Consider the following 20,074-nt stretch of genomic DNA (forward strand, 5'->3'; position numbering starts at 1 on the left):
AAGCGTCTTTTTATTTCTTATTCCATCATATGTGCAATTTTCTTAGAGAACATAAGAAGTACTAATCCTAGCACGATTACGATAACACCGATGCTTGCGAATACTTCTAAATATCCTAAAGATTGAGTGAAAGCAGCTAATTGTCCTGCTAATAAGTTTGCGAAGCCAGTACCAGCTAACCATACACCCATTAATAATGATGCTAATTTAACAGGAGCGATTGCACTTACCATAGAAAGTCCGATTGGTGATAAGAATAATTCACCGATTGTATGGAACATGTAAGTGAATACAATGAATAGTAAGTTTGCTTTCATTGCAATGTTACCTTCATCGCTACCAGTTTTTAATACAGCTAAAGTTAGTACTAAATATCCAATCCCTAGTAAGATCATACCAAATGCCATTTTTGTTGGGATTTTTAAGTCACCATTTTTCGTTTTTGAAAGTTTAATCCATAATGCAGAAACCGGTAATGCTAGTAAGATAATGAATAGTGGGTTTACAGATTGGAACCAAGGTGTTGGAATTGTAAATCCACCAATTGTACGATCCACGAACTTATCTGTGTAAAGTGTTAAAGAACTACCAGCTTGTTCAAATCCTGCCCAGAAGAATACAACGAAACAAGTTAAAATTAAAATCGCAGTTGTACGCTTTTTCTCTTGTGTTGTTAAAGGTTTTTTCTCAATTGCTTTTGCATTTTTTTCTTTAGATTGTTTACCGACAACAGTTGTTCCGATAGATCCTAAGTAACGAGGTGCTAAGAAATTAAAAGCAAGCTGTCCAATGATCATACCGATACAAGCTGTTAAGAAACCGTATCTATAATCTGCGAAGTAACCGCAAATGAATGGAGCGATAAGAGCCCCTAAGTTAATTCCCATGTAGAAGATAGTGAAGGCACTATCACGACGAGAATCGTTTTCGCTATATAATTGACCTAATAAAGTCGAAATATTTGGTTTGAAGAATCCGTTACCAATAACTAATAATCCTAATCCTAAAAATAGTCCAGTTTTAGTGTTCATTGAAAATAGTACAAAGTTACCAATTGCCATAATGATACCACCAATAGTAATGGCATGGCGTTTCGTAATGAAGTGGTCAGTTAACCAACCACCGATAATCGGTGTGAAGTATACTAACATTGTGAAAATACCGTATATTTGTACAGCAACTGCTTTATCAAATCCTAAACCGCCGCTTACTAAGCTCGTTGTTAAATAAAGAACTAATAAGCCACGCATTCCGTAATAACTAAATCTTTCCCATGCCTCTGTAAAGAACAACAAATATAATCCTGGTGGATGTTTTTTTGGTGATTGTTGCTCTCCAGCTTTGTCTAATTTTAAAGCTGCATCCATGTTTGTTTCCCCCTAATTCTGTATAACGGATATTTATGTAATTATTTTAATTCACAAAATATTTAGAAGTCAATAGAATTATATGGAAATAGAAAGAAAATTTCTGAAAAAGTTCTATTTTTCTTCGACCGTTACTGTATTTTGCCCTGAAAACGAGATGATAAGCGTTTTCAAATGTAATAATTGAATTCTAAAAGAAAATAAAATAGTGATTAATCAGAAAATTTAGATTAAAATATTTATTCTGATATAGAGAAAATATATTCTATTTACTTTTATAATATAACATATTGGGAATAAAAATACAAAATGAAATAATGTGACATTTAAGTGAATTGAAAAATAACCAGCTCCATAGAAGAGGAGCTGGTTAAGGAAATATTATTTAACAAAGCGTTTTTCGATATCATCTAATAGTAGGTTAGCAGCCATTACACCACCGGCTGTATTCCAAATAACGTCGTCAACTTTGTATGCTTTACCGTTTTTCACTGCATTTAAATTTTTAAATAGAGGATCATTGATATATTCTTTTTCTAATTCAGAACCTTTTTTCTCGTTTCCTTTATCGAATGTGAAGTAGAATAATACATCGCCGTCCATTGCTGAAATACGTTCTTTAGATACGTTACGCTCTGCAAAGTCATCTTTATTTTGATCTCCAGGACGTTTAAATCCAAGTTCTTTTAAAATAACACCAGAGAATGTATCACCGTGATAAATACGAACATCACCAGGCATAAAGCGAACCATAGAGATTTCTTGATTTACTTTATCGCCTAGTTTAGTTTTTAAATCTTTCATACGTTTATCGTAATCAGCTAAAACCTTTTGACCTTCTTTTTCTTTATTTAATGCTTTTGCATAAAATTTGAAGTTATCTTTCCATTCACCACGTAGCGTTTCAGAGAACACAGTAGGTGCAATTGCCTTTAGTTGCTCGTACACTTTTTCGTGACGCATTTTGTTACCGATAATTAAGTCTGGTTTTAAGGAAGCGATTGTTTCCACGTTCACTTGCCCTTCATCACCAACAACCTTTACATCTTTCATTTTATCTTTAATATGTGGATACCATGGATCACCAGTCCAAGATTTCACAGCCCCAACTGGTTTTACACCTAACTCGAGTAAAGCTTCAGTGCCTTCATTTGTTAAAATAACTACACGTTTTGGACTAGCGGGAACTTCTGTTTTACCCATTGCATGTTCCACAGTAATCATTTCTTTTTTCGTATCTTCTTTTGATTCTTCTTTCGTATTTGATTTTCCACAAGCACTTAAAAGTAGTGAAAAGGCTAGTAAAAATACAAATACTGTAAACGATTTCTTTTGCACGAATTTCATTATGTACCCCCTACATACTGAGAAGTTTTTTCAATAGCAAGCATGATATTAAGCTTTTATCTTTTGATTGTCAATACATATCAATGAAAATAGTTCTCATTATCGTTGACAATGAGAATTAAGTTGAAATACACTTACAACGTATCATTATACATTGAAGGGGAAACGCTGCATGTTATTAAAAACATATCAAGCAAAATGGATTGGGTTATTTGTTGGAATCATTGCAGTCATTATTTGTATTTGGGGAAGTATTATTTTCGGATATACAAATACGAGTTGGAAATTAGCGTTAGATGCTTTTTTCCATTTTAATGGTTCCAATGAACATATTATTATTCAAAATGTGCGTCTACCAAGGGCACTAATTGCAGCTAGTGTTGGTGCTAGTTTAGCCATTGCTGGTTGTCTTATGCAAACTTTAACGAAGAATCCACTTGCTTCTCCAGATTTTATTGGATTAAATTCAGGCGCTGCGTTTTTCATAGTTGTAGCAATTGTGGTTTTTTCTGTTACATCATTGTCAGCTTTTACTTGGATTGCCTTTTTAGGGGCAGCAGTTGCTGCAATCCTTGTATTCGCTTCTAGTTCTTTAGGAAAAGAAGGGACAACGCCTCTTAAGTTAACATTAGCAGGGGTCGCAATTAGTGCGTTATTTTCATCATTAACACAAGGATTACTTGTGTTAAATGAAAAGGCGCTTGAAGAAGTATTATTTTGGCTTGCCGGATCTGTGCAAGGAAGAAAGTTAGAAATTTTACAATCTGTATTCCCATATTTATTAATAGGCTGGATCGCATCTATTATGATGGCAGGAAAAGTAAATACATTGATGATGGGGGAAGACGTCGCGAAGGGGCTTGGACAACGAACAATTTTAATGAAATCATTCGTGTTACTTATTATTGTCCTGTTGTCTGGTGGTTCAGTTGCAGTCGCTGGTCCGATTGGATTTATTGGTATTATTACTCCGCATTTTGCCAGATTTCTTGTTGGAGTAGATCACAGGTGGAGAGTACCGTATAGCGGGTTGTTAGGTGCAATACTATTAATCTTAGCTGATATAGCAGCAAGATATGTCATTATGCCACAAGAAGTACCGGTAGGGGTTATGACAGCATTTATCGGGGCACCATTCTTTATTTATATTGCACGTAAGAGAGGGCTTAGCAAATGAAGAAGTATATTCCGTTTCGTATAGGAAAAGGCGGGCTCTCGTTTTTAATGTATAAACGAGCTTGTCTCGTCTTATTCAGTTTACTAGTTGTTTTAATAGGATTATTTTTTGCGAGTGCAGGTATGGGAGACATGAAAATTGCTCCTTATGATGTATGGCAAGCAATCACTGGAAATGGCGATGCGATGTCTAATATGGTTGTAAATAAGTTTCGTATGCCGCGTATTTTAATTGCCATCCTTGTAGGAATCGCACTTGCAGTAGCAGGATGTATTTTACAGGGTCTCGTTCGAAATCCACTGGCTTCTCCTGATATCATTGGGATTACAGGTGGTGCAAGTGTTGCAGTTGTATTATTTTTAGCTATATTTAGTGATAAAAATAATGCGCTAACCGTAAGCATTCATTATATGCCGTTAGCAGCCTTCGCTGGGGCAACGATTGTAGCGCTTTTTGTATATTTATTTGCATGGAGAAATGACGGATTATCACCGATTAGTCTTGTTTTAATTGGTGTTGGTTTTTGGGCATTAACGAAAGCGGCAACGACTTTGTTTATGTTGTTAGCGCCAATTTATCAAGCGAGTCAAGCGAATGTATGGATTACAGGTACTGTTTACGGTTCTTCATGGCAAAACGTTATGGTGCTTGCGCCGTGGGTTCTCATTTTAACGGTAATATCATTTATAGCTGCTAGGCATTTAAATGCGCAAGAGCTAGGGGATGATATTGCGGTAGGACTTGGTGTTCCTTTAACGAAGTCACGCGTATTCATGTTATTACTGAGTACAGCTTTAATTGGTGGCGCAGTTGCCTTCGCCGGAGGAATTGGGTTTGTCGGTTTAATGGCACCTCATATTTCACGAAGACTAGTTGGTTCTTTATACGGTGCATTACTCCCAGTTGCGGCTATTGTTGGTGCAATTTTAGTACTTGCTGCAGATTTAATCGGGCGTACAGTTTTCACACCACTTGAAATTCCAGCAGGGGTATTTACATCAGCAATTGGTGCACCTTATTTTATTTATTTACTTTATAAAAGTCGGAATTCATAAAGGGAGATGAATATGCAAAAAGCATTGGAGACGAAACGTTTGACGCTGTCTTATGGTGAAGCAATTATTATTGATGAGTTGAATTTAGAAATTCCAAAAGGCGAAATTACAATCTTTATCGGTTCTAACGGTTGTGGAAAATCAACTTTATTACGTTCACTAGCTAGATTATTAAAGCCAACAACTGGTGACATTTTGCTAGATAATCAAGCCATTCAAAGTATGCAAACGAAGCAAATCGCTCGTCAAATGGCAATTTTACCGCAAGGACCGCAAGCTCCAGAAGGGCTTACAGTATTGCAACTTGTAAAGCAAGGGCGTTATCCATATCAAACGTGGCTGAAGCAATGGTCAGAAAAAGATGAGGAAATGGTACAAAAAGCACTCGCAGCAACAGGTATGACAGAATTTGCTGAGCGTGATGTGCATGCTCTTTCAGGTGGACAACGACAACGTGCTTGGATTGCAATGACGCTTGCACAAGATACAGATATTATTTTACTGGATGAGCCTACTACATATTTAGATATGACTCACCAAATTGAAGTGCTAGATTTATTATTCGAATTAAATGAAACAGAACAAAGAACAATTGTTATGGTATTACACGATTTAAATTTAGCATGCCGTTATGCAGATAATATTGTAGCCATTCAAGATAAACAAATATATGCACAAGGTAAGCCGGAAGAAGTAGTAGATGAGAAGCTAGTACGTGATGTATTCCGAATGGAATGTCAAATCAGTACGGATCCGTTATTTGGGACACCACTTTGCATCCCGCATGGAAAAGGAAGACGTGTACGTAAAGAGGTTGCTCAAGTAATGAGTTAAATAAAAAAGGCGATGAGGATTCATCGTCTTTTTTATTTGCGGCAAGAAAATAAAAGGAAGAGGGGAATTCGTAAACGTCGTTCATATTCTTCTTCACTCTGAAAATAAGTTTGATTTGGTGTGGCTTCTTTTATGTTTGTAATCGTAAACCCGGCTTGTTGTAACAATGTAAAATACTCTTCTGTTGTACGATGGTATTTAATAACTTCTTGGTCAATCCATGGCTCAACCCGTTCGCCAATTTTAAAATAATCATCGACGAGCCAGCTCGTTCTTTTCCCGCTCGTTTGCAAGCTTTCAAATGAAGAGGTAATAACAGGGTGTTGAACACTAAAAGTAAAGGTTCCATTTGTTTTTAAAGCTTCGTACACATTTTGAAAAATGATAGGAAGATGTTCAATATAATGTAAGGCGAGTCTAGACGTTACTAAATCAAAAGTAGAAGGAGGGTATGTGTAGTCTTTGAGGTTTAAACAATGGACGGTTCCATTTTTATTTTCTAGTTGTTTTTTAGCTTTTTCATACATAAGTTCGGAGCCCTCAATACCAGTGTAAGAGTGGCAGCCTAAATCGAGGATTTTCTTTCCTTTCACATCACCAATGAGTTGAAAGAAGGCTGGTTTTTCAAGTGATTCATTTGGGCTATTTTCTCGGTATCTTCGTTTCATATATTGTTCAAAAAATGCTTCGTTATTATATACATCAGATTCAGTAAATGCCATGATTGAAGCCCCCTTAAATATTTTTTTTATTCTACCAAATATGAAAAGTAAATGATAGATTTCTTGTAATGAATCATATATAATCTAGAATTGTAAGCGGTTACTTTAAACTATTTTTCTATAATAAATCCTGAAAACGTGTTAAGCTAGTAGAGGGATTATTAGAACTATTAAGACAATAATTCGCTTACATGAACGATGGGAGGCTTCACAATGTCTAGTAAAACACTTGCGAAATTTTTAGAAGAAAATTTAGAGGATTTAAAATCAAAGGGGCTTTATAACGTAATTGATCCGCTTGAGAGTTCAAATGGACCGATCATTACAATTGGCGGAAAAGAATATATTAACTTATCTTCAAACAACTATCTTGGATTAGCAACAGATAGTCGTTTGCAAGAAGCAGCAATTGGTGCAATTCATAAGTACGGCGTTGGAGCAGGAGCTGTTCGTACAATTAACGGTACTTTAGATTTGCATATTAAATTAGAAGAGACAATTGCAAAGTTTAAACATACAGAAGCAGCAATTGCTTACCAATCAGGATTTAACTGTAATATGGCAGCGATTTCAGCCGTTATGGATAAAAATGATGCGATTCTTTCAGACGAATTAAACCATGCTTCTATTATTGATGGTAGTCGTCTATCAAAAGCAAAAATTATTGTTTATAAACATTCTGATATGGAAGATTTACGCCAAAAAGCAATCGCGGCGAAAGAATCAGGTCTTTACAATAAATTAATGGTAATTACAGACGGTGTCTTCTCAATGGATGGAGATGTTGCAAAATTACCAGAAATTGTTGAGATTGCAGAAGAATTAGATTTAATGACATATGTAGACGATGCACACGGTTCAGGTGTACTTGGAAAAGGTGCAGGAACTGTAAAGCATTTCGGTCTATCTGATAAAGTTGATTTCCAAATTGGTACATTATCAAAAGCAATTGGGGTAATTGGTGGATATGTAGCAGGGAAACAAAACTTAATTGACTGGTTAAAAGTTCGTTCACGTCCATTCTTATTCTCTACAGCATTAACACCGGCTGATGCAGCTGCATGTATGCGATCAATTGAAATTTTAATGGAAAGCACAGAGTTACATGATCGTTTATGGGAAAATGGCCGCTATTTAAAACAAGGGTTAAAAGAACTTGGCTTTAACATTGGAGAAAGTGAAACGCCAATTACACCTTGTATTATTGGTGACGAAGTATTAACACAAGAATTTAGTAAACGTTTAAATGAAGAAGGCGTATATGCAAAATCTATCGTGTTCCCAACTGTAGCTAAAGGAAAAGGACGCGTTCGTAATATGCCTACAGCAGCTCATACGAAAGAAATGTTAGATGAAGCAATTCGTAAGTATGAAAAAGTAGGGAAAGAAATGGGCATCATTTAAGTAACGACATCTTTTGAATAGCTTGCAAATGAGGAGTGGGGAAAATGAAAAAAATTCTAGTAACCGGTTCTTTAGGGCAAATTGGTTCTGAACTAGTAATGAAACTTCGTGATGTATACGGTGCATCAAATGTTATTGCAACAGATATTCGTGAAACAGATAGTGAAGTAGTAACGTCTGGTCCATTTGAAACGTTAGATGTAACAGATGGACAAAAACTACATGATATTGCAAAGCGTAATGAAGTAGATACAATTATTCATTTAGCAGCTTTACTTTCAGCAACAGCAGAAAAAAATCCGTTATTTGCTTGGAATTTAAATATGGGTGGACTTGTAAATGCATTAGAAGCAGCTCGTGAATTAAACTGTAAGTTTTTCACGCCCAGTTCTATCGGTGCATTCGGTCCATCAACACCGAAAGATAATACGCCACAAGATACAATTCAGCGTCCTACTACGATGTATGGGGTAAACAAAGTAGCAGGAGAATTACTATGTGATTATTATCATCAAAAGTTTGGCGTTGATACGCGCGGTGTACGTTTCCCAGGTTTAATTTCTTACGTAGCTCCTCCAGGAGGCGGAACAACTGATTATGCGGTTGAAATTTATTATGAGGCGATTAAAAAAGGCACATACACCTCATACATTGCAGAAGGAACATACATGGATATGATGTACATGCCGGATGCTTTACAAGCGATCATTTCATTAATGGAAGCTGATCCAAGTAAACTTGTGCATAGAAACGCGTTCAATATTACAGCGATGAGCTTTGAGCCAGAGCAAATCGCAGCATCAATTCGTAAACACATCCCGACGTTTACAATGGATTACGCTGTAGATCCTGCTCGTCAAACAATCGCTGATAGCTGGCCAAACTCTATTGATGCAACAGCAGCAATGAAAGAGTGGGACTTTAAAGCAGAATATGATTTAGACAAAATGACAACGGACATGTTGGCTAAGTTAAAAAAAAAGCTCACAGCTGAGTTAGTGATGAATTAATAGGAAGGGTCGATTCTTAGGAATTGACCCTTTTATTTGTAATTTGGGAATATAGAAATAATTGCAAATGTGATAGAATGAGTTAATTTGTGCATAAAGGGGAGAGATACAATGGAGAAATGGGAGTTAGCAAAGGAAATTTATAATACGTCACGTTTAACGGGAACATTTAAGCTTCGATCAGGACAAGTATCAAATCAATACTTTGATAAGTACTTATTTGAATCTAATCCAGTACTGTTATTAGAAATTGCTAAACAATTGAAAGAGCTCATTCCTCCTGAGACAGAAGTACTCGCGGGTTTAGAGATGGGAGGAATTCCAGTAGCGACAGCATTATCTTTACAAACAGGTATACCTGTTGTATTTGTAAGAAAAGAAGCGAAGAAGTATGGTACATGTAAGTTAGCAGAAGGCGTTAATATTGCTGGGAAAAATGTTTGTGTCGTTGAGGATGTTATTACGACAGGTGGTCAAATATTATTAAGTACGAAAGATTTAAGAGAACTAGGTGCGAAAGTACATCATGTTCTAGGCGTCATTGAACGAACGAAAGAGGGAAGCGATAACTTATTAGAAGATGGCTTACAGCTACATTCTTTATTTACAATGGATGAGTTAATTGAAGGAGAAAAGCAACATGCAAAGAGTTGACGTCGTATATGCACTAATACATGATGAAGAAACAGATAAAATATTAATGGTACATAATGTAGAACAAAATGTTTGGTCATTGCCAGGCGGGGCTGTGGAAAAAGGTGAAATATTAGAGGAAGCACTAATAAGAGAAGTAAAAGAAGAGACAGGTTTAACTGCTGTGGCAGGTGGACTTGTTGCGATTAATGAAAAATTCTTTGAAGAATCAGGGAATCATGCGCTATTTTTTACATTCCGAACAAATGTAGTAAAGGGTGAATTGATTGCGGAAGATGACGAAGAAATTTCCGCAATAGAGTGGGTGGATCGAACGATCGCAAATGAACGATTCCCATTCTATGATGGCGGATTCGAGGCATTATTAGAAGTAGCTATTCCATACAAGTTTCAACCAGAAACAAAGTGATTGAAAGGAAAAAACAGGAGCGACAACGCTCCTGTTTTTCTATTCAATCGTCTTCAGTAATAACTTTTTCAATAGTGGTTTAATCTTCAGACGTAAATCTTCAGCATGATTTGCAACTAAGAAGTGATGGTTATAAATATTCTTCATTAATTGATAAGTTGCTTCTTTTGCTTCGCCTTCTTCGATGAAGATTCCGATTACTTCCATACCACTTTTACGAGCAAGTTTGACAGCTTCATGCGTATCTAAAATACCGTCTTGTTGATAGTCTAGCGCAGAAGGCTCACCGTCTGTAAAGACAAGTAAGAATTTATGCTTTTCTGGTCTTTTTGCAAGTTTTTCAGAAACGATACGAATAATATATCCGTCGCGGTTATCTTCTTCTTCGCGAAGCTGCATAATTTCTGGACCAACGTTTGGTAACGTTGAGTTTTTATACGTTACAACTTCATGGATAACGTTTGGCTTATCTTCAGGCTTAGCACTAGAAGCATCTTCCCAAAATCCGCTAATAGCGTGCGGGATTTTTAAAGATTTCAACGCTTCATGGAATAGGACCACACTCTTTTTCGTTTCTTCCATTTTGTTATACATAGAACCAGAGCAGTCCACTAGTAATTGGAATGCAACGTCAAGTTCTTGTGATTCCTGGCCTTTTTTATAAAACATGCGCGGCTGCTTTTCAGTATAAATACGAAGGAATTTCTTACGAAGTCTTCCGTAATATTTATCACTATTTGCATTCGTTTTATTTTCAATCGTTTTTTCGATAATTTTCTTTAATTCTTTTACATCTTTATTAACAACTGATTTGATAGCTTGGTAATCCTTTTTTTCATCAGGATTTGATTTGCGAGCTTCTTTAAATATATGAGAAGCACCAACGTTATACTTACCGTATGCACCCTCGTTTTGGCTAGAAGCGTGTGAAGCTCTTGCTTCTTCTGTATCAGCGCCATCAAAGTTGGATTGTGTACTTTTTTGAGAAGTACCTTGTACAGAACCAAGTGCTTGGTCGCCATCTTCTGATTCACGAGCAGTATCACCCATCATATTTGTTTTCGTTCCGCTTTCTAAATCAAAGCGTAAAAAGTTCTCGTTTTCATTGTTTTTATTTTCACGGTGCCATGTGGAGAAACTTTCATCCATTTTATTTTTGCTATCATCGTCATCTATGAGCTGCGTATCATCATTTGCTAATTTTTCAGCGCGACTGTCTTTCTCATCTGTAATAACAGATAAATAAAGCGGTGCATGTCCGAAATAATTATTAAGCATATCACTTTCAAGAAGTCCTTCTAAACGATAGCGAATTTTTTCAACGATATACATAATGTCTTCTGTATTACGAGCTTGGAATGTTTCATGCAAAATTGCTTCAATTTGCTCGAAATATTCATTATTAAACATTTCATATTTATCGCTCGTTAATGAAAGATAGCAGAGACAAAATAGACGATCACCGTGATAGTTACGAACACGATTGATTTCATTTTGTGAACCAAAGTAATTGCGATACATTTCTTTTCTTCTTTTAAAAACATGCTTTGTGCCAGGGCGTAAGTTTTTTACGATTTCCTCAACACGTAAATCTTCTAATAGAACAAATAATTGTGTTAAAAACTTTTTTAAGGGTGATTCTTGTAATTCAATCGCATAAGAACGAATTAAAGTCATGTCCGAGTAATGTTTATTACCAAGTGCTTTTAAAAACACTTCGCTTTTTAATCCGATTACTGTATCCTCTTCTTTTCGATCATCCCAAAAGTGACTAATGACAACCTTTTTTTCAATTTCGTCGTAGTATGCTTTATAGCCATACTCAAGGTAGGCATCGTCTTCTTTTAGAAGAGCATACATTAAGTTTTCCATTTGTAGAAACAGCGACGCATCAATTTTTTTGTCACTAAAAATTTGTCTCATGAATTATCCCTCAAAGAAATAACTTTCTGCTAATTCACGGACAGTCATTTGTTCTGTTTCATCGTTTAATTTTGCGATAATACTACGTTCAATTGCACGCATAACAGGAATATATACACCTAAATCACATGCGTCGATAATGCCACGAATACTTGCTGCTTCTTCACTTACACGCCCATCACGAGCTAAAGGCATAAGGTCGCTTGCAAATGCAACGAACTTTTCAATTGTTGCAACATCATTTAATTTTGATTCAGATAGTAATAGTTCTTTTAATGTGTCACCTTGAATGTATGGAACTTCAATAATAACGAAACGGTTTTTTAATGCTTCGTTTAGTTCACTTGTTCCAACGTAACCTTCATTAATTGCTGCAATTACACGATACTCTTCATCGCCATATACAACTTCTTGTGTAAACGGATTTGTAATCATTTTACGGTAATCTAATGCACCGTGAAGAAGTGGTAACGTTTCAGGTTTTGCCATATTGATTTCATCAATATATAGGAAATGACCGTTCTTCATTGCTTTCATAAGAGGGCCGTTAACGAATGTAACTTCAGATGCACCATCTTTCGTTTGTAGTGTGTTGTATCCTAAAATACCTTCTACATCTAGGTCAACAGAACAGTTAATGCTATGCATTGGTTTTTGGAATAAAGAAGAAAGAGTTTCAGCTAGTACTGTTTTACCACTACCAGTCGGCCCTTTTAATAGAATGTTTTTGCCAAGAAGAAGCGCTGTAATAGCATCTTCAATAATGCTGTTATCAGATGCTTTATATATTTTCTTTCCAATTAAATGTGCATTTTCACCAGCTTCTTGTTTATTTTTTTCGTGAATGGTTGAGAGCTGTTGTTTTAAATCAGCATGTATATGAAATTGTTCTAACATGTATTTCCCACCTAACATTATTTTCATAAAGTAATACATCTTATGATAACTTGTTTTAATATGGTATGCAAAGAAAAGGAGAGAGGGGAAATGGAAAAGAAAAAGCAATCAATATTACATTGATTGCTTACAGTAAAGGAGAAATGAGTCGCATGAAAGACTCTAATATTCGTTTTTTGATACTTCTTTTTTGGAATGCGTTCCATTTAATTTCAGTGGAATGCTTAAAGTCGTCTTCAAAATCATGTTTAATATCATGAACGGTTTCTGATTCATATAGTACGCTAATAAGTTCATAATTTAATTCAAAGCTGCGTACGTCCATATTTGCCGTTCCAATTGTCGCGATCTTATCATCAACGAGTACAATTTTTGCATGCATAAAACCATCTTTATAACTATAAATGGAAGCACCAGCTTTTAAAAGCGGAGTGAAGTAGGACTGAGATGCTTGATCACTAATAATACTATCACTTTTACCAGGATATAAAATGCGTACATCTATGCCAGATATTGCACTTAAACGTAATAATGTTAAAGTTTCTTGATCTGGAATAAAGTAAGGTGTAGCGATCCAAATCGATTTTTTTGCAGATCCCATAACAGCTAATAATGTATTGCGAATGCTTTTATCATCTGAGCTAGGCCCGCTGGCTACAATTTGCACAGCACCTTCTGCACTTGAAATTTCTTTACCTGGGAAGTATTGTCTATTCATAAATTGATCCCAAGAATAAGTATTCAATCCACTAGAGGCATAGAGCCAATCTTCTAGAAAAATTGCTTGTAATTTATATAACGCTTTTCCTTCTATTTTTAAATGACTATCACGCCAAATGGGAAATTTTTTTGAACGGCCAAGATATTCATCACCGACGTTGAGTCCACCAGTAAAACCGATTTCTCCATCTACAATAACGATTTTTCGATGGTTACGATAATTGACAGTTTCAAGTAACCAAGCTGAAAAAATAGGGTCAAATTCTACAATTTCAATACCAGCTTCTTTCATAGGTTTTAAAAAGCGTCTTCTTAAAGTGTTACTTCCGAGTCCATCATAAAGAAAGCGTACAATAACACCAGATTTTGCTTTTTTTATTAAAGCATCTCGAACTTTCGTACCAATCTCATCAGATTTATAAATATAGTATTGAATATGTATGTGATGTTTTGCTTGCTCGATAGCTTGCAAAATTTCTGAAAAGGTTTGATCGCCATTTGTTAAAAGTTTTGTAGTTGTTTTATCTGCGGCAGGTCCGCCTCCAAATTTTTGTACGACTTTTGTTAAATGCATAGAACGTTCATGTAAGGGGACTGTGAGTGACAATTCTACTCGTCTTCCTTCTAATATTTCACGGAATAATTTTCTTTGCTCTTCTGAACGATGTAGATGTTTTTTTCTTCTCCAACGGCTACGTCCGAAAAGCGCATATAAAAGCACACCAACAACAGGGAGAAGTGCTAGTACTAAAAACCATGCTAAAGTGCTTTGTGGGGATCTATTTTCAATAAAAATAACGAAAGATATCCCTATGATTGTAAGAGACCATAATGCACCGACAAAGGTATATAGTGAGAGGATAGACGTATCTAAAAGTAAGAGTACGATAGATATAATTGTAAATACCAATAATAATTGAACGATAGGCTTCTTCATTTTTATAAAATTCCTCTAATCTTTCTTAAATATAGACTTCTTATATAAAAAGGTATAATCCGACATTCTTATTATAAAGTGTTTTGTTTTTTTTACAAAATATAGACATTTTCCCCATGCTTTCCGCATTTGTCCTACATACAGTATATTGTTACGTTATTATCCTGCTATTTGCTGGTTAATAAACAGTGTAGGGGGGGACAAAACATTTGTCCTTTATATAGGAACGGGGATAACCATATCATGGATTTGTAACAGGTACATGATGAAGCCGAGGATATGGTTATTCGTATTATACGGATTCTTTCTTATTATATAGGTTACTAACAAGGTCCGTACTATTCATACAATACCTATTAAGATGAGAAAATGGAAAAGGAGAGGGGAATAATGAATTATATAGAAAATAACGGATTGTATTATCGTAATCATCATCCTCATGGAGGGCACAACCATAACGGCGGACATCACCACCATGGAGGGCACAATCACCATGATCATCACCACCATCACGGAGGTGGATGGGGCTGGGGTGGCGGCTCATGGGGCGGTGGATTTTTCCCAGGAAGTTTTGCTGGAGGCGTGTTAGGTGGACTTACAGCTGGCGCATTAACGGGTGCAGCAAGTGGAGGCTACTATCCAGCACCGTACCCAGTAACTTATCCAGCGCCATACCCAGCACCATATCCAACTCCATATCCGGGGTATCAGCAAATACCATATCCGTATTAAACTAAAAAAGAGGCTTTCCTCTTTTTTAGTTTAATAAAGTAATTATTTATAAAATATTTCCAAAATAAAGGTGAAAATATGTTAATATTTTATTATTGTAATTCAAAAACATATATACTAATTTTAACTTTTATATTATTATCCGTGAATAGTTGTATAGTGTGCTCGAACTTCTATTTCGCTAGTAAAGTAAAGAGGTTAGATATGAGCGGGATTAATAGGGAATAGGCATTGTATAGAGCTAGCTATAAAGGAATGTAAGAGAATGAATAATGTATAATAAAGTAAGCTAATTATAGCGATAAGAAACCACTATTTATAATTGAAACGGTATTATATTGCTTTTTATTACAAATAATATTATGTTATTTTAATCGGCATATTTCAAAATGTGATGAATGCAAATAGCCATTATTAAGAAATGAAATATCTCTATTTCTATGAAGAGAAACAAGTTGTGTTTTAGTCAGATAGGAAGCAAGGAGAGATGCGCATGCTAGAACAAAGAGGTCATGCATTATATGACTCTTCATTGCGAGATTTAAAGTTAGCATTAGATGAGTCTTCAATTGTTGCAATTACAGACCGAAATGGTCTTATTACATATGTAAATGATAAGTTTTGTGAAATCTCCAAATATAGACGAGAAGAGTTAATAGGAAAAGATCATCGTATTTTAAATTCAGGATATCACCCGAAAACATTTTTTCAAATTCTATGGAAGCGTATTTTGAACGGAAAAGTATGGAGAGGTGAGATTCGAAATCAAGCAAAAGATGGGACGTATTATTGGGTTAAAACAACAATTGTTCCGTTTTTAAATGAAAAAGGAGAGCCATATCAATTTATCGCGATCCGAAATGATATTAGTAGTAGGAAAGAAGCAGAACAGAGGTTGCGGTTAAGTGAAAGTCGTTATAGGGAGCTTGCGTATCATGATGCTTTAACGAGTTTACCGAACCGATTGCAGCTAATAACGACTGTAAACGAGATGATTGCAGGAAAAAAAGAATTTGGTATGATTTACTTTGATTTGGATCGTTTTAAATTAGTAAACGATACGCTAGGTCATATGATAGGGGATTTACTTTTAAGCGAAGTTGCTTCACGGTTGCATTATGTGCTAGGAGAGAAAGACGTTCTGGCTAGGCTGGGTGGCGACGAATTTGTGCTGTTAACAAAAAGTCATACACAAGATGCGATGAGGCAGCTAGCGACATCTGTGTTGTCATGTTTTCAGGCACCATTTATGCTTGAAGGTCATGAAGTATACATTTCAGCTAGTCTAGGACTGTGCGCATATCCGCAAGATGGTCAAGATGTAGAAACTCTATTAAAGAATTCGGATTTAGCTATGTATAGCGCGAAAGAACAAGGCAGAAATGCCGCGTGTTTCTTTACAGATGAGTTACGTGCGAAAATAAATCGTAGAATGAAAATTGAATTCGCTTTGCAAAAGGCAATTCGTGATGAAGAGTTAGACGTGGCACTGCAGCCTATTATTGATTTGAAAACGAAGAAATATACTGGTATTGAGGCTTTAGCACGTTGTTCGATAGAAGAAGGGCCTATTTCACCAGGCGAATTTATTCCAGTAGCTGAAGAATCTGGACTTATTATAAAATTAGGAGACTGGGTATTAGAAAAGTCATGTCGCTTGTTTAAAACATTGCCAGATTACGAAGAAGGATTAAGGTTATCTGTGAATTTATCCATACAACAATTAATGCAAAAGCGTTTTATTTTATCTGTACGTAGCATTTTAAGGAGAACGGGCTTTCCACCGAATCGTTTAATTTTAGAAATAACGGAAAGTATCGCTGTTCGCCATTTTGATTATATTATTGCTACATTACAAGAATTAAGAAATATGGGTATTTTAATTGCTTTAGATGACTTCGGAACGGGCTATTCTTCCTTATATTATTTAAAACAACTACCACTGGATATAGTGAAAATTGATCGTAATTTTATTCGTGAATTTCATTATGATCATGCACAGCCAGAGCGAACGATTGTAAAATCTGTTATTGAAATTGCCCATAGCTTAAATTTAGCAGTAGTTGCTGAAGGGGTAGAAACAGTAGAGCAAGAAAGTTTATTACAATCTATGGGTTGTGATTATGTACAAGGATTTTATTATGCGAAACCTTTATCTGTAGGAGAGTTAAAAGAAAAGTTAATTACAGATTTTGAATAAAAAAGAGAAGCCGGTAGCTTCTCTTTTTTTAATTCGTTTTTTGTGAGTCTTTCATTAATACTGGGTAAAGAATAAGACCTAGTACGAACAATCCGATTCCTAAGAAGAACGTTTTTAAATCAGCAGTTCCCGTTTTGATAACCCAAATAGAGTATACAAATGCTAATGTAGTAATGACCCCATCCTTTATTCGAGAACCAGGCATTATATCATACGTTTCTCCTGTAATAACCAATTTGAATTGGTACAGCGTAGAAACAAGGTATGGAATTAAATAAGCTAATGTTGCTACAACGATAGCGAAATTATAAGCTTCTGATACGGTACCAGAAATCGTTGAGAATAAGAAAATTTGCGTCATCACATTTGTAATAAATAATGATTTTGAAGGACTACCTTTTTTATTTGTTTTCGCGAAAAACTTAGGGAAAAGTCCATTCTTGGCTGCCTGATAAGGTACTTCTGAACTAACAACGATCCAGCCAACTGTAGAGCCAAATAAAGATACAAGTGCAAGTAAAGCCATGATATAGGCTCCTTTATTGCCAATTGCTAAATTTAATGCGTCTACTAATGGTTTTTGAGACTCTTTTAAAGCATCTTGCGAGAGAGCTCCCATTGTAAGTAAAGTAATTGACATGTAAATAAGAAGAGCGATAATTAATCCGAAAATGGTAGCTTTTTTTACATCGCGCTGAGATTTAGCACGGTTAGAAAGCATTACAGCAGATTCAATACCGATAAACGCCCAAAGTGTTGCGATAGCAGCTGAATTGATTTGTCCACCTAACGAAATGGATTGTCCTGCTTCATTCATAAATGTTTGACCGTCTCCAAAATTAGAGGCATTGAAAATGAATAATGTGATTACAATAAACATTGTAAATCCGATAATTTTTGCAATGGTAGCAAGAAGATTCATATTTCCAGCCTGGTCAATATTTTGAGAAAGAATATATTGAATTCCCCATAGCATAAGGCTACATACGAGGAAAGTTAGTCCTTTTCCGAGTTCTAGTGAAAATCCGTTCGTAGAAAAGAGAATTTGCTTACTTTGTAAAACTGGAAAGAATGTTGATAAATATCCAGCAAAGGAAATAATAACAGATGCGGTTGCAGCCCAGTTCGCAGCCCAATATCCCCATGCCATACTATATCCTGCAACTTTGCCCGCTTTTTTTGAAGGGAACATTGCTTGAGCGTAACTTTGTGGTCCTGCCTTTAATTCTGGTTTGCGAACTGCTAAATTTCCAAATACGAGTGCAATCATAAATACGCCAAGACCTGTAATACTCCATGCAAGTGTAGAACCCATTGGACCTGATACGTGTGCTAAATTTGCTGGGAGCATAAATACGCCACCGCCAACCATATTTCCAATCACAAAAGCTGTTAAAATCCATAATCCCCATTTTTTCGTTTCCATTTTTGTTAACTCCTTTGTAGTAAGTTTTGCTTAAACATCATTTTTTACTAGCTTTTTGGCAATAAAAAAAGAGCCATGTAGATAAAAAATACCTACATGGCTCTTCGCCTGACGTAGGTACAACGGGAATAACCCTTGTACCTACGCGTAATTTTTCCGCTAGGTTTCAAGGGTTACGTATGATGATGATGTTTTTGTGCAAATGTAACTACAATTGTTGTATAAGTAAGCATAGTTCTTTGCTCCCTTTCTCCTCTGATTTTGAAGTTAGTATACTACATGTTTTTTTGAATGAAAAGAAAAATATAAAAATTTTTATAAAAATAAGTTTTAGAGATTAAATATTTACCTGTATTTTTCCTATACTGGAAAATAAGTGAGAGATTGGCAGAAGAGTGTAGCATGGTATAATACATATAGAATTAGAAGGTGACAAGGGGCTATTGTAGATGATGAGTAAGTATGAACAAATTTATACAGCAATCAGCAAGTCTATTGATAATAAACAATTAAAAGAGGGATGCAAAATCCCATCAGAAACTGAATTAATGAAGCAATATGAAGCGAGCCGAGGTACGGTAAGAAAAGCTGTAGATTTATTACAAGAGCGTGGATATGTTCAAAAAATACATGGAAAAGGTGTCTTTGTTTTAAAGCGAAAAAACATTGAATTCAACTTTGGTGGTATTGTAAGCTTCCAGGAAGAAAATGAACGTTTAGGACGCCATTGTATTACAGAAGTCGTGGAAATAGAGAAAGTAAAAGCGACAAAAGAGGTTGCAAAGCTATTGAATGTGAAAGAGAAAACAGAAATAGATCATATTAAACGCGTACGAAATATTGATGGAGAAAAAGTAATTTTGGATATTAATCATTTTGTATCGGAATATATTCCTGGGCTAACGAGTGAAATTGCAGCAAAGTCCATTTATAAATACATTGAGAAAGAATTAGGTCTTCATATTAGTTACTCACAGAGGGTAATTGAAGTGCAGCCATGTACAGAGGACGATAGAAAGTATTTAGATTTAAATGGAACAGACTATGTTGTCGTTGTGAAAAACTTTACGCATTTTTATGATGGAAGTCAGTTCGAATATACAGAATCACGCCATCGTTTAGATATTTTTCATTTTTCGGATGTGGCGCGGAGAAAATAAGGAGATGGAACGAAATAACGTTTCATCTCTTTTTTTTATCCTGCTATTTGTGGGAGGCGTGCTGTCCGTAAACGCCCGATTGGTGAGGGCTGATAATCAG

17 protein-coding genes are annotated in these 20,074 nt (G+C 35.6%); 10 read left to right on the top strand and 7 right to left on the bottom strand.

Features of this window, described 5'->3' with window-relative positions:
* Positions 1 to 17: 17 nt before the first annotated feature.
* Positions 18 to 1,367: a peptide MFS transporter gene (locus NHG49_RS03425; protein WP_048562865.1), complete on the bottom strand. Its 1,350-nt coding sequence runs from the start codon at positions 1,365 to 1,367 to the stop codon at positions 18 to 20.
* Between the two features lie 381 nt (positions 1,368 to 1,748).
* Complete coding sequence (locus NHG49_RS03430) at positions 1,749 to 2,714, bottom strand: ABC transporter substrate-binding protein (protein ID WP_000673897.1); 966 nt, start codon at positions 2,712 to 2,714, stop codon at positions 1,749 to 1,751.
* A 172-nt stretch (positions 2,715 to 2,886) separates the two neighbouring features.
* Between NHG49_RS03430 and NHG49_RS03435 the strand changes: the two genes are divergently transcribed.
* From NHG49_RS03435 to NHG49_RS03445, 3 genes are read left to right on the top strand one after another with little or no spacing between them, the layout of a single operon-like run.
* Positions 2,887 to 3,891: a FecCD family ABC transporter permease gene (locus NHG49_RS03435; protein WP_154131632.1), complete on the top strand. Its 1,005-nt coding sequence runs from the start codon at positions 2,887 to 2,889 to the stop codon at positions 3,889 to 3,891.
* The gene (locus NHG49_RS03440) at positions 3,888 to 4,946 is read left to right on the top strand and encodes a FecCD family ABC transporter permease (RefSeq protein ID WP_000760065.1); all 1,059 of its coding nucleotides are present in this window, start codon (positions 3,888 to 3,890) and stop codon (positions 4,944 to 4,946) included. The genes NHG49_RS03435 and NHG49_RS03440 overlap by 4 nt, the downstream gene beginning before the upstream one ends.
* A gap of 12 nt (positions 4,947 to 4,958) precedes the next feature.
* Positions 4,959 to 5,780 (top strand): ABC transporter ATP-binding protein, encoded by an 822-nt coding sequence (locus NHG49_RS03445; RefSeq protein ID WP_001167945.1) that lies wholly within the window; start codon positions 4,959 to 4,961, stop codon positions 5,778 to 5,780.
* Between the two features lie 32 nt (positions 5,781 to 5,812).
* On the opposite strand, the gene NHG49_RS03450 is transcribed toward NHG49_RS03445, so the two are convergent.
* Positions 5,813 to 6,502: a class I SAM-dependent DNA methyltransferase gene (locus NHG49_RS03450; protein ID WP_258125556.1), complete on the bottom strand. Its 690-nt coding sequence runs from the start codon at positions 6,500 to 6,502 to the stop codon at positions 5,813 to 5,815.
* 213 nt (positions 6,503 to 6,715) lie between these two features.
* On the opposite strand from NHG49_RS03450, the gene NHG49_RS03455 reads away from it, so the two are divergent.
* The 4 genes from NHG49_RS03455 (at position 6,716) to NHG49_RS03470 (ending at position 9,979) form a co-directional block, all read left to right on the top strand.
* Positions 6,716 to 7,906 carry a glycine C-acetyltransferase gene (locus tag NHG49_RS03455; protein ID WP_000095903.1) on the top strand — a complete coding sequence of 397 codons (1,191 nt, stop codon included), beginning with the start codon at positions 6,716 to 6,718 and terminating at the stop codon, positions 7,904 to 7,906.
* A 44-nt stretch (positions 7,907 to 7,950) separates the two neighbouring features.
* A complete protein-coding gene (locus tag NHG49_RS03460) occupies positions 7,951 to 8,916 on the top strand; it encodes an L-threonine 3-dehydrogenase (protein WP_064477110.1) in 966 nt (321 codons plus the stop codon).
* Positions 8,917 to 9,027: 111 nt separating this feature from the next.
* Complete coding sequence (gene pyrE, locus NHG49_RS03465) at positions 9,028 to 9,570, top strand: orotate phosphoribosyltransferase (RefSeq protein ID WP_142315095.1); 543 nt, start codon at positions 9,028 to 9,030, stop codon at positions 9,568 to 9,570.
* Entirely contained in the window at positions 9,557 to 9,979 is a 423-nt protein-coding gene (locus tag NHG49_RS03470) for an NUDIX hydrolase (protein ID WP_258125557.1), read from the top strand. The genes pyrE and NHG49_RS03470 overlap by 14 nt, the downstream gene beginning before the upstream one ends.
* Before the next feature lie 39 nt (positions 9,980 to 10,018).
* Here the strand turns inward: NHG49_RS03470 and NHG49_RS03475 are convergent, their stop codons facing one another.
* The 3 genes from NHG49_RS03475 to NHG49_RS03485 all read right to left on the bottom strand — a co-directional run bounded on the left by NHG49_RS03475 (position 10,019) and on the right by NHG49_RS03485 (position 14,456).
* Complete coding sequence (locus NHG49_RS03475; protein WP_064477107.1) at positions 10,019 to 11,902, bottom strand: vWA domain-containing protein; 1,884 nt, start codon at positions 11,900 to 11,902, stop codon at positions 10,019 to 10,021.
* Between the two features lie 3 nt (positions 11,903 to 11,905).
* Positions 11,906 to 12,799: an ATP-binding protein gene (locus NHG49_RS03480; RefSeq protein WP_064477106.1), complete on the bottom strand. Its 894-nt coding sequence runs from the start codon at positions 12,797 to 12,799 to the stop codon at positions 11,906 to 11,908.
* Between the two features lie 127 nt (positions 12,800 to 12,926).
* The gene (locus NHG49_RS03485; RefSeq protein WP_064477105.1) at positions 12,927 to 14,456 is read right to left on the bottom strand and encodes a cardiolipin synthase; all 1,530 of its coding nucleotides are present in this window, start codon (positions 14,454 to 14,456) and stop codon (positions 12,927 to 12,929) included.
* 390 nt (positions 14,457 to 14,846) lie between these two features.
* Between NHG49_RS03485 and NHG49_RS03490 the strand changes: the two genes are divergently transcribed.
* Positions 14,847 to 15,188: a hypothetical protein gene (locus NHG49_RS03490; RefSeq protein ID WP_064477104.1), complete on the top strand. Its 342-nt coding sequence runs from the start codon at positions 14,847 to 14,849 to the stop codon at positions 15,186 to 15,188.
* 493 nt (positions 15,189 to 15,681) lie between these two features.
* Positions 15,682 to 17,388: a putative bifunctional diguanylate cyclase/phosphodiesterase gene (locus tag NHG49_RS03495; protein ID WP_258125558.1), complete on the top strand. Its 1,707-nt coding sequence runs from the start codon at positions 15,682 to 15,684 to the stop codon at positions 17,386 to 17,388.
* A gap of 28 nt (positions 17,389 to 17,416) precedes the next feature.
* Here the strand turns inward: NHG49_RS03495 and NHG49_RS03500 are convergent, their stop codons facing one another.
* Positions 17,417 to 18,814, bottom strand: coding sequence for an amino acid permease (locus tag NHG49_RS03500; RefSeq protein WP_064477102.1), 1,398 nt, complete (start codon positions 18,812 to 18,814; stop codon positions 17,417 to 17,419).
* 449 nt (positions 18,815 to 19,263) lie between these two features.
* On the opposite strand from NHG49_RS03500, the gene treR reads away from it, so the two are divergent.
* Entirely contained in the window at positions 19,264 to 19,974 is a 711-nt protein-coding gene (treR, locus tag NHG49_RS03505; RefSeq protein WP_088046983.1) for a trehalose operon repressor, read from the top strand.
* Positions 19,975 to 20,074 lie beyond the last annotated feature (100 nt).

Source organism: Bacillus sp. IBL03825, from assembly GCF_024712505.1.
GTDB lineage: Bacteria > Bacillota > Bacilli > Bacillales > Bacillaceae_G > Bacillus_A > Bacillus_A wiedmannii.

Excerpts from the sequence above, each read along its gene's own strand:
- NHG49_RS03425 (WP_048562865.1), bottom strand. The coding sequence starts at position 1,367 with ATGGATGCAGCTTTAAAATTAGACAAAGCTGGAGAGCAACAATCACCA.
- NHG49_RS03430 (WP_000673897.1), bottom strand. The coding sequence starts at position 2,714 with ATGAAATTCGTGCAAAAGAAATCGTTTACAGTATTTGTATTTTTACTA.
- NHG49_RS03435 (WP_154131632.1), top strand. The coding sequence starts at position 2,887 with ATGTTATTAAAAACATATCAAGCAAAATGGATTGGGTTATTTGTTGGA.
- NHG49_RS03440 (WP_000760065.1), top strand. The coding sequence starts at position 3,888 with ATGAAGAAGTATATTCCGTTTCGTATAGGAAAAGGCGGGCTCTCGTTT.
- NHG49_RS03445 (WP_001167945.1), top strand. The coding sequence starts at position 4,959 with ATGCAAAAAGCATTGGAGACGAAACGTTTGACGCTGTCTTATGGTGAA.
- NHG49_RS03450 (WP_258125556.1), bottom strand. The coding sequence starts at position 6,502 with ATGGCATTTACTGAATCTGATGTATATAATAACGAAGCATTTTTTGAA.
- NHG49_RS03455 (WP_000095903.1), top strand. The coding sequence starts at position 6,716 with ATGTCTAGTAAAACACTTGCGAAATTTTTAGAAGAAAATTTAGAGGAT.
- NHG49_RS03460 (WP_064477110.1), top strand. The coding sequence starts at position 7,951 with ATGAAAAAAATTCTAGTAACCGGTTCTTTAGGGCAAATTGGTTCTGAA.
- pyrE (WP_142315095.1), top strand. The coding sequence starts at position 9,028 with ATGGAGAAATGGGAGTTAGCAAAGGAAATTTATAATACGTCACGTTTA.
- NHG49_RS03470 (WP_258125557.1), top strand. The coding sequence starts at position 9,557 with ATGCAAAGAGTTGACGTCGTATATGCACTAATACATGATGAAGAAACA.
- NHG49_RS03475 (WP_064477107.1), bottom strand. The coding sequence starts at position 11,902 with ATGAGACAAATTTTTAGTGACAAAAAAATTGATGCGTCGCTGTTTCTA.
- NHG49_RS03480 (WP_064477106.1), bottom strand. The coding sequence starts at position 12,799 with ATGTTAGAACAATTTCATATACATGCTGATTTAAAACAACAGCTCTCA.
- NHG49_RS03485 (WP_064477105.1), bottom strand. The coding sequence starts at position 14,456 with ATGAAGAAGCCTATCGTTCAATTATTATTGGTATTTACAATTATATCT.
- NHG49_RS03490 (WP_064477104.1), top strand. The coding sequence starts at position 14,847 with ATGAATTATATAGAAAATAACGGATTGTATTATCGTAATCATCATCCT.
- NHG49_RS03495 (WP_258125558.1), top strand. The coding sequence starts at position 15,682 with ATGCTAGAACAAAGAGGTCATGCATTATATGACTCTTCATTGCGAGAT.
- NHG49_RS03500 (WP_064477102.1), bottom strand. The coding sequence starts at position 18,814 with ATGGAAACGAAAAAATGGGGATTATGGATTTTAACAGCTTTTGTGATT.
- treR (WP_088046983.1), top strand. The coding sequence starts at position 19,264 with ATGATGAGTAAGTATGAACAAATTTATACAGCAATCAGCAAGTCTATT.